The 11,420-nt window shown below is 61.7% G+C and carries 16 protein-coding genes and 1 tRNA gene; 4 read left to right on the forward strand and 13 right to left on the reverse strand.

The window, feature by feature from the left end:
• Positions 1-210: 210 nt before the first annotated feature.
• Positions 211-390: a hypothetical protein gene (locus tag P6U24_RS12655; protein ID WP_407159445.1), complete on the reverse strand. Its 180-nt coding sequence runs from the start codon at positions 388-390 to the stop codon at positions 211-213.
• Between the two features lie 57 nt (positions 391-447).
• Complete coding sequence (locus P6U24_RS12660; RefSeq protein WP_407159446.1) at positions 448-681, reverse strand: hypothetical protein; 234 nt, start codon at positions 679-681, stop codon at positions 448-450.
• 436 nt (positions 682-1,117) lie between these two features.
• Here P6U24_RS12660 and P6U24_RS12665 point away from each other — a divergent pair, with 436 nt between their 5' ends.
• Complete coding sequence (locus P6U24_RS12665) at positions 1,118-1,354, forward strand: multiprotein-bridging factor 1 family protein (RefSeq protein ID WP_407159447.1); 237 nt, start codon at positions 1,118-1,120, stop codon at positions 1,352-1,354.
• Positions 1,355-1,545: 191 nt separating this feature from the next.
• Here P6U24_RS12665 and P6U24_RS12670 read toward each other — a convergent pair.
• Positions 1,546-1,622: transfer RNA gene (locus tag P6U24_RS12670), tRNA-Arg, on the reverse strand.
• 313 nt (positions 1,623-1,935) lie between these two features.
• On the opposite strand from P6U24_RS12670, the gene dinB reads away from it, so the two are divergent.
• On the forward strand, positions 1,936-3,180 hold the full coding sequence (dinB, locus tag P6U24_RS12675; RefSeq protein WP_407159448.1) for a DNA polymerase IV: 1,245 nt from the start codon (positions 1,936-1,938) through the stop codon (positions 3,178-3,180).
• Between the two features lie 313 nt (positions 3,181-3,493).
• On the opposite strand, the gene P6U24_RS12680 is transcribed toward dinB, so the two are convergent.
• The 9 genes from P6U24_RS12680 to P6U24_RS12720 form a co-directional block, all read right to left on the reverse strand.
• Positions 3,494-3,835 carry a hypothetical protein gene (locus tag P6U24_RS12680; RefSeq protein ID WP_407159449.1) on the reverse strand — a complete coding sequence of 114 codons (342 nt, stop codon included), beginning with the start codon at positions 3,833-3,835 and terminating at the stop codon, positions 3,494-3,496.
• Positions 3,836-3,982: 147 nt separating this feature from the next.
• Complete coding sequence (locus P6U24_RS12685) at positions 3,983-4,165, reverse strand: hypothetical protein (RefSeq protein WP_407159450.1); 183 nt, start codon at positions 4,163-4,165, stop codon at positions 3,983-3,985.
• Positions 4,166-4,568: 403 nt separating this feature from the next.
• On the reverse strand, positions 4,569-5,363 hold the full coding sequence (locus tag P6U24_RS12690) for an acetoacetate decarboxylase (protein ID WP_407159451.1): 795 nt from the start codon (positions 5,361-5,363) through the stop codon (positions 4,569-4,571).
• Between the two features lie 34 nt (positions 5,364-5,397).
• A complete protein-coding gene (locus P6U24_RS12695; RefSeq protein ID WP_407159452.1) occupies positions 5,398-6,570 on the reverse strand; it encodes a DUF3734 domain-containing protein in 1,173 nt (390 codons plus the stop codon).
• A gap of 409 nt (positions 6,571-6,979) precedes the next feature.
• Entirely contained in the window at positions 6,980-7,399 is a 420-nt protein-coding gene (locus tag P6U24_RS12700) for a PepSY domain-containing protein (protein WP_407159453.1), read from the reverse strand.
• A gap of 216 nt (positions 7,400-7,615) precedes the next feature.
• Positions 7,616-8,185: a hypothetical protein gene (locus P6U24_RS12705; RefSeq protein WP_407159454.1), complete on the reverse strand. Its 570-nt coding sequence runs from the start codon at positions 8,183-8,185 to the stop codon at positions 7,616-7,618.
• Between the two features lie 40 nt (positions 8,186-8,225).
• Entirely contained in the window at positions 8,226-8,465 is a 240-nt protein-coding gene (locus tag P6U24_RS12710; RefSeq protein ID WP_407159455.1) for a hypothetical protein, read from the reverse strand.
• Positions 8,466-8,467: 2 nt separating this feature from the next.
• Positions 8,468-8,623 carry a hypothetical protein gene (locus P6U24_RS12715; protein ID WP_407159456.1) on the reverse strand — a complete coding sequence of 52 codons (156 nt, stop codon included), beginning with the start codon at positions 8,621-8,623 and terminating at the stop codon, positions 8,468-8,470.
• On the reverse strand, positions 8,620-8,823 hold the full coding sequence (locus tag P6U24_RS12720) for a hypothetical protein (protein WP_407159457.1): 204 nt from the start codon (positions 8,821-8,823) through the stop codon (positions 8,620-8,622). Before P6U24_RS12720 ends, P6U24_RS12715 begins: the two co-directional genes overlap by 4 nt.
• 570 nt (positions 8,824-9,393) lie before the next feature.
• Between P6U24_RS12720 and P6U24_RS12725 the strand changes: the two genes are divergently transcribed.
• Positions 9,394-9,762, forward strand: coding sequence for a hypothetical protein (locus tag P6U24_RS12725; RefSeq protein ID WP_407159458.1), 369 nt, complete (start codon positions 9,394-9,396; stop codon positions 9,760-9,762).
• A 10-nt stretch (positions 9,763-9,772) separates the two neighbouring features.
• A complete protein-coding gene (locus P6U24_RS12730) occupies positions 9,773-10,420 on the forward strand; it encodes a TetR/AcrR family transcriptional regulator (RefSeq protein ID WP_407159459.1) in 648 nt (215 codons plus the stop codon).
• 175 nt (positions 10,421-10,595) lie between these two features.
• Here P6U24_RS12730 and P6U24_RS12735 read toward each other — a convergent pair whose 3' ends face one another.
• Entirely contained in the window at positions 10,596-11,414 is an 819-nt protein-coding gene (locus tag P6U24_RS12735; RefSeq protein ID WP_407159460.1) for a TetR/AcrR family transcriptional regulator, read from the reverse strand.
• Between the last annotated feature and the right edge of the window lie 6 nt (positions 11,415-11,420).

Consider the following 11,420-nt stretch of genomic DNA (forward strand, 5'->3'; position numbering starts at 1 on the left):
CAGGCTACCGCTTGAAACAGCAATTTGAGATGGTTGCAGGTCCGCGCAACCAATACCCACGACGATGTGAGGTGCGGTCCCTCAGTTTGTCCGTGGATTAGACCGTGGCTATCAACGTCCAGTTGGAAAATGCTATTGTTTCTCGATGGGGCTTGACTGACACTCTCTCCCCGCAACGTCGAAAAGCAACCGAAACACACCAACAATCTCTCAGCTCTGATCATCGAGGCGAGATCCTGAATGGGGCTGTTTGATGTCTGTTTCGAGTTCGGCCGTGCGTTCAATCATGCTGTGGACAATCATTTCACGATCGAGTTGGGTTAGCCCGCGGATGCCACGGTCTCGCAACTCCTCTTCGAGGATCGCGGCCATGATCGACACAACGCCCATTCGCTCCACTCCTTCCATCGGCAAAGCTTGAACAGCAGCGTGATTTGTACGACGCGACTATTCGTCTTCATCTAAGTTCGACTCTAACGAAAGTGGTATGCAGGCCATGTCGCAGACTGCTTCAATCAAGGAACGAACGGCTCGAGCGTCCCAGTCGATCTGACCAATCGGCGCATCCCAATGTTCGGAAATGACGTAGGCTGCATGGCGAGCTTTTACGCCCAGACCGGCAATAGTCCGTGCCGGTATCGCCATGATGGCCTGTTCGATAGGTTCAAGGCTCACTAGCATGGATTCAATTAGCTCGAGATGGCTCTCTGGGGACGCCGAATCGTACAATCTTCGGATTTTTGTTACGGCCTCTTCGAGGCTGTTTGCCTAATGCGATCAGATTCGAATCGCCGTCCGTTGCCTCCGTCCGCAAATCGACGCGCTCTGCGGGCCGTGGCCGGTAAGCTTTGCCGGCACAGTTACCGTCCTGGAGGTCAGGGGAAGAAGAGAGGCTGGTCTGAGCCTCGTTAAACGGCGGGAATGAGGAGGTGTTCATTGCTGACGCATCCTCTCAAACGGCATCGCGCGCCGAAAGATCGCTTGGAAGGGCTCGGCTTGGAAACTTTCAAGGGTTGTCCACATAAAGTCTCATTCTCTTACGGGTATATAATACCCGTAAGAGGTGTATTTATAACCTCATAGTGGCGCTTTTGCTAGAGGTGTCGATGGTGATCGCATGGTCACCGCTCGACAGATCCGCGCCGCCAGAGCCTTGCTGGGCTGGTCCCAACAGCAACTCGCGGACAAGGCAATTGTGTCCCTAAACGCCGTCGCAAGGCTTGAGGGTGGCATCGTAGATTCGCGGATCAGTACGGTGCAGGCCGTCCAAAGAGCGTTGGTTAAAGCCGGGATAGAATTTCTCGATGCGGACCAAAAAGGGGAAGGGGTGAGGCTCAAGAGCCCGAAGTCGTAGCCAGCCCGAACCACTCCTCCAATAGTCCGTTTGTTTACGAGCGGCAGATCAATAATCTAAGTTCGCGAGATGCGAGCCCTGCGAGGGCGAAGCCGGACGACCGCCGAGGCCGTGTTGCAGGCTGATCCGTCCGATGGGTTGTGGTGCGTTTTTCACGCGCGCTTCCCTATGCACGACCTGAATGAAACTGCTGGCCCACCCGACACGATTCGAACGTGTGGCCTTCGCCTTCGGAGGGCGACGCTCTATCCAGCTGAGCTACGGGTGCCTGCGCTGCTTACGCGGTGCTTACGCGGAAACTTCGTGGCTGTGAAGCGATCCGCGCGGGTTTACTAAGTCTCTGAAACTGCAGTCTCTTTTTTGCTTCGCTCTCGTAGGAATCAGCTTGACATCTGCCTTCGGAGGGCAATGCTCAAACGATGTTGCGGACCAGTGACTTGTGCCCCAACGCGTCGTTGGCGCGCTGGTCGCGGAGCTGAATACGCAAAGGCTCTTTCTTTCGACTTGACACTCGCCGCGGGTGTTCTCATTATGTTCTATATTCGCAATTTTCTCCGAAACACCACGGGCGAACGATCGGGATGGCAACGACAGCCACCATCCTGCATGCGGACCTGGATGCCTTCTACGCCTCAGTAGAGCAACTGCTTGACCCTGGGTTGCGCGGCAAACCAATCGCAGTCGGCGGTGGGGTTGTGCTTGCCGCGTCTTACGAAGCAAGGGCCTTTGGAGTGCGCGGCGGCATGCCGGGACGGCAGGCGCGCGAGCTCTGTCCGCAAATCATCTTTGTCAGTGGGCATTTCAGGGAATACCAACGGCTGGGCGACGCCGCTATCAAGGTGGTCGGCGACTTCACGCCGCTAGTGGAGCGGATCTCGATTGACGAGGCTTTTGCCGACGTTGCGGGCTGCACCAATCTGTTCGGCTCCCCTGCCGAGATTGCCGTTGCAATCCGCCGGCGTGTGCGGGCCGAGCTTGGAATTCCGATCTCGGTCGGTGTGGCGCGCACCAAGCATCTGGCAAAAATCGCCTCGCAAGTGGCCAAGCCGGACGGGCTGATGGTGGTCGATCCCGACACCGAGCTGGACTTCCTTCACCGTCTACCCGTCGAGCTGATGTGGGGCGTAGGGCCGGTTACAAAGGCGCGGCTCGCCGAGATCGGTGTGCTGACGATCGGGCAGCTGGCAAAGACACCAGAATGGTCGCTTGATCGCTTGCTTGGCCCCGCGGCGGGCGAGAAACTTGCGGCGCTCGCGTGGAATAGCGATCCGCGGGAAATCAAGACACGCCGACGGGCCCGATCGGCAGGCGCGCAATCGGCAATTGGAAAGAAACCAGCCGTGGAGCAAGCTTTTCGACCAACCCTGCTTCACCTTGCTGACCGGATCGGGACTCGGCTCCGCGCCAAATCCAGGCCTGGTCGAACCGTGACGGTCCGCGTTCGCTTCGCAGATCTGAATTCGGCCACCAGGTCGGTGACACTCGATGCCCCAATCTCCGCGACCGTGATCCTTGCCGAGATTGCTGGGGATCTCGTGCGCGCCGTGCTCGCGGAACACCCCGACGAGAAGACAATCTCGCTCCTGGCGATCTCCGTGTCGCATCTCGAAGAGCATTGGGATCTCGAACTCGAACTTCCGCTTGGGCTTGAAGATGAGCGCCACCGCCCCGGCAGCAGGATAGGCCTGGCGCGATGGGCGGCCGACCGTGCCGTCGACAAGATCCGCGATCGTTTTGGATGGGACGCAATTGGATACGGTTCGGTGGCGCTGGTCTCGCGTTCCGTTCCTGACGAGTTTCGCGAGCTCGCCGAAAAGGAGCTGTGACCGTCACCATCCGAACTTCATCCCGTGGTCCAAAGTTGGGAATAGCGCCCGCAGTTTTTCCCGAGAACGCCGCAACGAAATCGCAATGAATTGGGTGAAACGAGCGTGAACTAAACGCGATGGTAATGGTCCCCACACAAAAAAAGATCAACAACTTAGAAGATGCTCATTGCGGTCCCAGGCCTTTCGGTCGAACGCTTCAAATTCTGAGTGACAGAAAGATACCCATACCACAGGCAATCGGACGAGTTGCCAAGCGCCTCCCCTGGCAGGCGTCTGTCTGCTGGGCAGCCTGGGCAGCTCGGGTTTGTTTTCAGCTCTTGGTGCCCAAGGGTTTTAACGCCTCCCAGGCGGCCTGATTGGCTTGATCGAACGCCTTGCGGGATTCAGCAAGTGCTGCGCTGAGCACCGTCCAGGACTCGCTGCCGGCCTGTTTCAGCCTCTGCAGACGAGCCTCTGCCTCGGAGGCGGCGGATTTCATCTGCTTGAGCACGGCGTCGAAGTCGCCGGTGTGGGCAGCGGCAACCTTCCCGGCTGCCTTGTGAGACTTCTCGGCCGCCTCTCGCCATGCCCTTGCCTGCACCGCTGCAACATCTTTGAACGTGGCCTGCTGCTGCTCAAACTGCTTGCCGGCGCTTTCGAAGTAGGTCTTCATCTGCGCCTCGAACGTGTTCCACTGCTTTTCCGCCTTGCCCCGTGCCCAGGCGGCTTCGCCGACTTCCGCCTGCGTCTTGAGCTGCGCCTGAAATTCGTCGCGGCGCTTCTTTAGATCCGCGATGATCTGGTCGGCCTTGATCTTGGACTAAGCTTTGGCCTCATCGGCCTTGATCTCGAACGAGGTGAGCGCGGCGTCCATCTCGTCGATGCGCTCCTTGGCCCAGTTCAGATAGAATGCGTGCTGCTCTGCTCTGACCTGACCGTCTCCGTTGACCAGCCGACATTGAAAGATTCCCGACCCTGCTTTGCTCGTGTTGACTTGGGTCAATGGTCATCGCTTTTGGTGCTCCCGTTCCCTCGAGTCCACACGAGGGAGAATCCCGTTCGTCCTCAATGCTGTCGCTTCGGCCGCTCCTGCTTCCACGCGCACGATGGGCGGCGTGCGGAGACGAGAGAAGCGGAGAACTCTCGCGCGGAGCACGGCATCGCCCGGCAGAACGTCCTCGTTGAAAGCGTCCTCGCAACCGCGCAGCGCCTTGCTCAAGCTCGCGTTTGCGGTCAGGTCCAACCGAAAGTTCCTTCTCGGTGCGTCGGGTTGGGAACGGCGGCTCGAATGTTCAAGCCGGTTGCTTGCTTTGAAAAATCCCATTCTTTCAGCCTTCGTTGTACATTGCTGTTAGCGCGGCCGCGTGGCGTGCCGCCTGAGATGCGTTGGCCAGGGTGAAGTGCCCTCAGAAGACCAAAGCTCGCTCATTGGCAGCCCGAACGGAGCGTCCGACCGGCTGGTGCAGATAGTCGTGCACCACCTTGCCGAGACCGAGTGTGAGGTCTGCGCGGATGTGGACAGCGGAGACGATCTCCAGCACCGGCAGCTCGGCGACGGGCGCCAGGGCGTGGGGTGTCAACGCGAGCGCCGCCGGGCCGGTCCAGGCTCCCTTCAGCGCGATGTCCTCGAGGTGGTATTCGATGAGCTCGCAGATGCGTGGAGTGCCGTCGACGTGCGGGATGATCTTGAGCAGGAAGTTCGGCTCGTTGAGCGCGGCCTTGATCTGCGCCAGATCGGCCGGGCGGTGCTTGTAGCCCATCGTCCCGGTGGCGACGCGCAGCGGGCCGTAGTCCAGCGTGCCGATCAGGGTGTCGATCTCGGTTCGCAAGGTTGGCTGCGCGAGCTTCTTGGGAAAGCCCCAGAGCTCGCGTCCGCCGGCAATGGGCCCCTCGTCGTTCAGGAACATGCAATGCGTGTAGCCGCCCCTGCGTCCGCGGAACGAGACCGGAATGACCTGCCCGCTTTCGGTGTAGTCGCCAAAGCCGTTGGAGTCGGGCATGCGAATGAATTCATATTTGACGAGAGCGTTTCGCTGGTCGATCTCCAGTGGCTCGGGAACGACCGCCCGCAGCTTCGCCGGGTCGGTGCGATAGGTGATGATCAGGTATTCGCGGTCCACGAACCGATACGGCCCTGGCGGATAGGCCGGGTTGGTGAGCGGCATGGCAAAAGCCTTTTGTTTCACGTCAGTCTCGCGCATTTGCGTTCTCCATGGGGTCAGTGGCCGCTCGCGTCTACTCGCGGCCATCGTGTTCGAGATCGAAGGTGAAGACGCCGTCCGGGGTCGAGGGGCGGGCGAGCACCTCGGGATGGCGGAGCGTGCGCAGTGCATCGTGATAGCCCGCGCGCCAATGGTCCTGCATCGACAGACGGGAAAACTCGTAGTCCTTGGAGTGACCCTCGTGAGTCCGTGCCCGATAGATCAGGTGGACGATGTTGTAGACGTTGCGGGATACGGCCGTGCTGAGCAGCTTCACGTCCTCGTGCCCGGCGAGATCGTCAGGCAGGCGGCCGAGCAGGTCGGTGAGCGCGCGCCGCAGGCGCTGCACGCGCTTGAACTGGTCCGTGCTTGCGCGCGTCCGGCTGGAATACTGGATCTCCTTATGGCGCGTGATGACCTCGGCCATGTTGCGAGGCAGCTGACCGCGCGCGTTCCAGAGGTCGACCTGGAACGCCAGCGTGTCCTGGGGGGCACCCCATTCGATCACCCACTGCAATGGCGTGTTGGAGACGAGGCCGCCGTCCCAATAGTGCTCGCCCTCGATTTCGACGGCCGGAAAGCCCGGCGGCAGCGCGCCGCTTGCCATGATGTGCTCGGCGCGGATCGTATGAGTCGTGTTGTCGAAATAGACGAAATTGCCGGTTCGGACATTGACCGCGCCCGCGCTGAAACGCGTCATCCCGGCGTTGAGGCGATCGAAATCGACCAGGCGCTCCAAGGTGGTCTTCAGCGCAGAGGTGTCATAGAAGCTCGTCGCGTCGCTGGTCCCGCCGGCTTGCAGCCAGGGCAGCATCGGACGCACCGAGAAGAACCCAGATGCACCGCAGGTCAGGGCAAGGCCTGCGCTCATCTGATTGATCAGGTTGCGCGCGTGGTCGCTCCGCGTCCAGTCGAGGAAGGGATAGGCCGACCAGTCACTGGATGCCGTCGAGGTCACCTGCGTCCAGAACTCACGCAGCCGATCGACGCGCGATTCCGGCGCATTGCCGGCGATGATGGCAGCGTTGATCGCTCCGATCGAGATTCCCGCGACCCAGTCGGGATAGATCTCGGCCTCCGCCAGGGCCTCATAGACGCCGGCTTGATAGGCGCCGAGCGCGCCGCCGCCTTGTAGGAGCAGGGCGATGCATTCAAAGGGCAGCTGCCGTTGCGCGGTCGAGAACTGTGAGCGGGGCTGGAAGTTCATGAGTGATGTGCCTTCGGTTGTGCGGCGAGGCGGGGCTGACGGTCTGGCTCTCGCGCGGGAGCGTTGATCAGGATGGGTGAGAGAGGCATGGCGCGGACGGGTGCCGGGCGCGGAATTGCTGCGCATGGCTTGCTGTCTGCGGCTGTTTTTCGTCGGCCACGACGTACGTGGCTCGCTTGTTCGGTGAGCGCCGACCTCCGGCATGGCAGGCCCGTTTGCGGTCACCCGCGCGGTCCGAGGCGGAGCCTGGGAGGGCGCGGCCATGTGTCGAACTCGCAAGCAAGCTCGCGCAGGCAAGCGTGACGGTGACGACGAGGCTGAGGCGCGCGACCCATGGCTCCGGTCTCAATCCATGGTGACGAGCTCTATTACGAACGATCAGCATTCTCTGAACTCTGGGGCCGAGCGGCTAGTGGCGGGTTGAGCTTTGCTTTCCGACCTTCGGAGGCTCGAGCATGACTTCCTTGAGATGGTCGCCGCTGGCGACGAGGACCACGAAGCTGAGCCTGCCGTCCTGTCTCATCAGTCCTCCGGCGAGCGCGCTGCCTTCGGCGGCTTTCTCGGCGACTTGGACGGCATCGGACAGGTCCTGCTTGATCCACCTGAGGGCGATGATGTTGGCGAGATCGTCCCGGTCCAGCTCCTTCAGCGAAGACTCGATCTCCTTGCCGGTCGGGCTTCCCGTATTTGCATCGATCACGTTCTCCCACACGCGCGCGTTCCTGATCGTGCGCACCCGATAGACCGGCGGTCCGGAGCTCTCGAAATTGATGTCGGTGGTCTTCGAGCCCTCATGCAGATGATCGGCGACCGCTATGGCGCGGCTCATGGAGACGCGCGTGCTGCGAAATTGCTCGAGCACGCGGCGGATTGCGGCCTGATCTTTGTCGGCTTCCGCTGCTGCGGCTGGGCCGCCCACATTGAGCGGCGCTGGGCGACATCGGCGGCTGCTCCGGTCGCGGCGAGCGCCGCGGACCAAACGATGAGGGCAAATAGATGTTTCTTCGACATCAGGCACATCCCGTTTCAGATTGTCAGTTGTCTACTAGGGTCGAAAGAAAGCGAACGCATCGCCACAACGGCCGCTGGCTTCGTTGGCTTCCAATGTCGGACAGGCGGTGACCGCTTTGCGGCTCGAACGCGAGAGGACTTCTGCCCAACCTTCGGCGTGGGCTTCTTGTGAGCGATTCCGGCAACCCGGTCGGGAATGGACTGCGCCAGGCTGTCGGGCGCTTGCGCAGTCAACGCTGCCACAGAACGATGCTCGTCCGAGTCGAGCGGGGCAGGGCGCCCCTGCTTGCTGAGCGGCATCCGGTGCGTCAAGGCTGCCTGGCTGCGATGCGACCATGACGACCTCATCCGTATGAGCCGGCAGCGGCTGATTGGTATCGATCGACACCGCTTCCGGTCCCTTCACATCGGAGTGGATGCGGATCGGCGGCAGCGCCGGATTGGACTCGTCGAAACGGCCTGGCAGCGGCGCGGGCAACACCCAATCGGCGGCCAGGAGCAGCAAGAGCAACGCGCCAGCGACGGCGAGTAAGTAGCCCCGCAGCGGAAGGACGGGATCGAGCGATCCGCTTACGCGCATCGAGAGAACGGATCGCCTGCTCACGACAAATTGCTCCTGATCACAAAGGGAAGGTGGCGCATCGTCAGACCCCCCAGCGGCTTGGATGCGCGCGCGCGAGCTCGGCGTCGAGATAGCCGCGCTCGTCGAGCCACGCGCCGGGACAATAAGCGGCCGCTTTCGGGTCGATCATGATCCCGCCGCGGTGGAGCGCACGTCGCGTCCCCGTGACCCCGGTCCACACGGCGCGTCCGGTGACCGCATCCGTTTCCATGACGTCGAAGACCTCGACGAGATTCAGCATGTCAGCGCCGCTCGCCGTCATGGTCAGATCCTCTGCGGCACGCGGTCGTCGGCCCGGTCAAGCGCTATTCCTCTCCGCACCAGGGCCGCTTCGATCAGGTCGAACACGCATTCGACCGGCGCCAGCCAGACATTGACCGAGCAGATGATGCAGTTGCGGGACAGCAGCAGCGGCGTCATGCGAAGGTCCTCTGCCTGGCATGGTGCGTCACCGGCGCCAGCTCGCGCTCAGCAAGCGCATGCGCCCAGCTGAGAAGCGAAATCGTGACGCCGATCAACAGGCTCAGAGTGACGAGCGACAGCGCCACCACCAGGTCGAGCGACGCGAGTGCCAGCCCCGGGAGCGGATTTTCTCGCAGGAGCAACAGCAGGGTTGACATTTCCGGCCTCCTTAATAAACTACACCGTATATTTCGTATACACCACGGAAGCGCGGGACGTGTCAAGGCGAGGGCCTCACAAGCGCGTGTTCGGGATGTTCGGGGGGCGGCTGGTCGTCTCCCATCAAACGATGCTCAACCGAAGATAAGGATCCGTCATGATCAGGTACGTGCCGTCACTCGCTGCAGCCGCGATCGTTGCACTTGTCAGCTCAATGAGCTTCGCGCAGGACAATCAGGGGACTCCGGAGGAGAGGGCAGCGTGCACTCCGGACGCCTTCCGCCTGTGCAGCGCCTACATTCCCGACGCTTCGGCTGTCGAGGCCTGCCTCCGGCTCCGCAAGCCGCATTTGAGCGAAGCCTGCAGAGCGGTGTTCGAACACGGAACGACTGGAGCGGCCAGAGCCCGATAGGGGGATCGTTGCGGTTGGTCCAACGGGGTTCTGCATCAAAGACGCCGTTGTCACGTCCCTGACTGCAACGACAGACAGGAGCGATCACATGACTACTATGTATATCCCCGCTCTGGCCGGGTTCGGGGGCTCGGCGTTCGGAGCGATCTCGACTCTCGTGAGCGGATGGCTCGGTCGGCGCCGCAGGCTGCGCGAGCGCCACCACGCGCGCTCGTTCTCGAAGCGGGAAAGACTTTATCGGAGCTTCATCGAGGAGGCATCCCGGCTCTATGCCGACGCGCTGGTCAGCGACCGGGCGGAAATCCCGCAACTCGTCAACCTCTATACGCTGGTCGGCCGCATGCGGATCTTGTCGAGCGACGACGTCGTTCACGCCGCGGAAAGGACCGGCCGTTTGATCATCGAAACTTACCTGTCGCCGAACCGGGCCTTCATCGATCTGCCGGCGTTCATCGACGAAATCGACCCGTTACGCGACTTCGGTCACGCGTGCCGGCGCGAGCTGTTGGATCTTTCGCCGCATTGAGGAGGCGACCATGCCAAGACCGATCGAAGTCCGGACCAAACCGGCGCGCACCCGCCGCAGCATCTTGCAGGCGGCAATTCATCTATATCGCGAGATCGGGCATAAGAAGACCACCGTCGCCGATATCGCGCGAAGCTCGTCGATGTCTTCGGCGAACATCTATCGCTTTTTTGCATCCAAGCAGGCGCTCGAGGATGGGGTCGTCGCGGAGTTGCTCGAAGAGATCGCCAAGGCGGCGACGGAGGCGGCACGCGCCGGCGGCTCGGCCGTATTGCGTCTGGAAGCGACCCTCAGATCGATCGCAGAGCTCAATCAGGAGCGGTCAGCGCAGGATCCGAGGCTCCACGCGCTGCTGGTCGCGGCAGTTCGTCAGCGCTGGCCCGCCACTGTCCATCATGCGGATCGCATCGGCGGGCTGATACGATCGATCATCGGCGCTGGACAGGCCAGCGGCGAGCTGGCCGCAGGCAATCCGATGGTGTTGACGTGCTGTCTGCTCGACGCGATGGATGCATATCTCAATCCGTCGCGGCTCGAAGCGGGCGGGATTCGGCCGAGCTTCGCGGAGATGATGCATTTCTGCGCGGATGCGCTGCGTCGCGCTCCGGCGCCCGTCGGCGCGGTGCCCGACGTCCGATTGCGGGCCGTCGGAGAGTAAGTCGCAGCCGCCGGCGGCAGCGCCCGCAGGCAGCGAGCGCATATCGGCGCGAGCGCCGCGCGAACGGTGTCCTTTTCGGACGGCGCTCCTCACGTGATGGTCTCAGACCCGCTGCAGAACGCGAGGCCGCGATTCAAGTGGGCACGGCTGCGAGCGCCCGAAGTTCAGCGTGCCCCTAGCCGGTCCAATCCGTTTCACAGGCCGCAAGAAAGAAGCCGACCCGCTCGCGCATGAAAGCCGGCAGCTCTCTTTCCAGTTCTTTCGGCGTCTCGCCGAGGAGAGATCTGAAGAGCATCGGAAGCAGGATCAGATCAAGGAAGATCTGTGCGGTGGCAAGGCTGCGCTTGGAGCTGAAAGGGCCTTTGGGGGTTCGGGGGAGCTTCTGTGTGGCCGAATCCAGGATTCGCGAAACGGACTTCATCGAGCGCTCTCTCGCGGCCTGGTGCACGTTCCGGCTCAATTCCGGAAAGCGCTGGGCTTCCGCGATCGTGGCGCGCACCATCCCGAGCGACTCCTCGATGAACTTTTCGACGATCACCGTTCCAAGACTCATCAGCTTCTCGCGGGTCGTGCGGCCTTCCGGCGTGAAGCCTTCGAAATCCGTCAATTCGCTGATCGTGCGTGTGACCACGGCCGCGAACAGCGCCTCCTTGCCGGGGAAGTGGGCATAGATCGTCGGCTTGCTCGCGGGAGCCATTTCGGAAATCTCGTCGATGCTCGCGCTTCGGTAGCCCTTATCCTGAAACAGCTGCTGTGCGGCGTCGAGGATCCGGGCCTGGACGTCGCCGGCAAGATCCTTGGGCGGTCGGCCCCGCTTCGGGGTGCTCCTCTTCTTCATTGCTGTCTCCCAATCACGAGTCTGTGCGCATTTGCTTCCCACTTGACATGGTCGGCGGAAAAAGGCAAGGAAAAGAAAATATACGGTATAGTTCATTACCGAGCGGCCGGATCGGGAGCCCCAGACGCGGCCGCTTTCCGGATTATCAGAAGCCATTGAGGA

Source organism: Bradyrhizobium sp. STM 3557, from assembly GCF_045571465.1.
Classification (GTDB): domain Bacteria; phylum Pseudomonadota; class Alphaproteobacteria; order Rhizobiales; family Xanthobacteraceae; genus Bradyrhizobium.

Coding starts and splice junctions, on each gene's coding strand:
- P6U24_RS12660 (WP_407159446.1), bottom strand. CDS start 681: ATGCTAGTGAGCCTTGAACCTATCGAACAGGCCATCATGGCGATACCG.
- dinB (WP_407159448.1), top strand. CDS start 1,936: ATGGCAACGACAGCCACCATCCTGCATGCGGACCTGGATGCCTTCTAC.
- P6U24_RS12735 (WP_407159460.1), bottom strand. CDS start 11,414: ATGGCTTCTGATAATCCGGAAAGCGGCCGCGTCTGGGGCTCCCGATCC.
- P6U24_RS12690 (WP_407159451.1), bottom strand. CDS start 5,363: ATGCGCGAGACTGACGTGAAACAAAAGGCTTTTGCCATGCCGCTCACC.
- P6U24_RS12720 (WP_407159457.1), bottom strand. CDS start 8,823: ATGTCAACCCTGCTGTTGCTCCTGCGAGAAAATCCGCTCCCGGGGCTG.
- P6U24_RS12715 (WP_407159456.1), bottom strand. CDS start 8,623: ATGACGCCGCTGCTGCTGTCCCGCAACTGCATCATCTGCTCGGTCAAT.
- P6U24_RS12665 (WP_407159447.1), top strand. CDS start 1,118: ATGGTCACCGCTCGACAGATCCGCGCCGCCAGAGCCTTGCTGGGCTGG.
- P6U24_RS12680 (WP_407159449.1), bottom strand. CDS start 3,835: ATGAAGACCTACTTCGAAAGCGCCGGCAAGCAGTTTGAGCAGCAGCAG.
- P6U24_RS12655 (WP_407159445.1), bottom strand. CDS start 390: ATGGGCGTTGTGTCGATCATGGCCGCGATCCTCGAAGAGGAGTTGCGA.
- P6U24_RS12700 (WP_407159453.1), bottom strand. CDS start 7,399: ATGAGCCGCGCCATAGCGGTCGCCGATCATCTGCATGAGGGCTCGAAG.
- P6U24_RS12710 (WP_407159455.1), bottom strand. CDS start 8,465: ATGACGGCGAGCGGCGCTGACATGCTGAATCTCGTCGAGGTCTTCGAC.
- P6U24_RS12730 (WP_407159459.1), top strand. CDS start 9,773: ATGCCAAGACCGATCGAAGTCCGGACCAAACCGGCGCGCACCCGCCGC.
- P6U24_RS12695 (WP_407159452.1), bottom strand. CDS start 6,570: ATGAACTTCCAGCCCCGCTCACAGTTCTCGACCGCGCAACGGCAGCTG.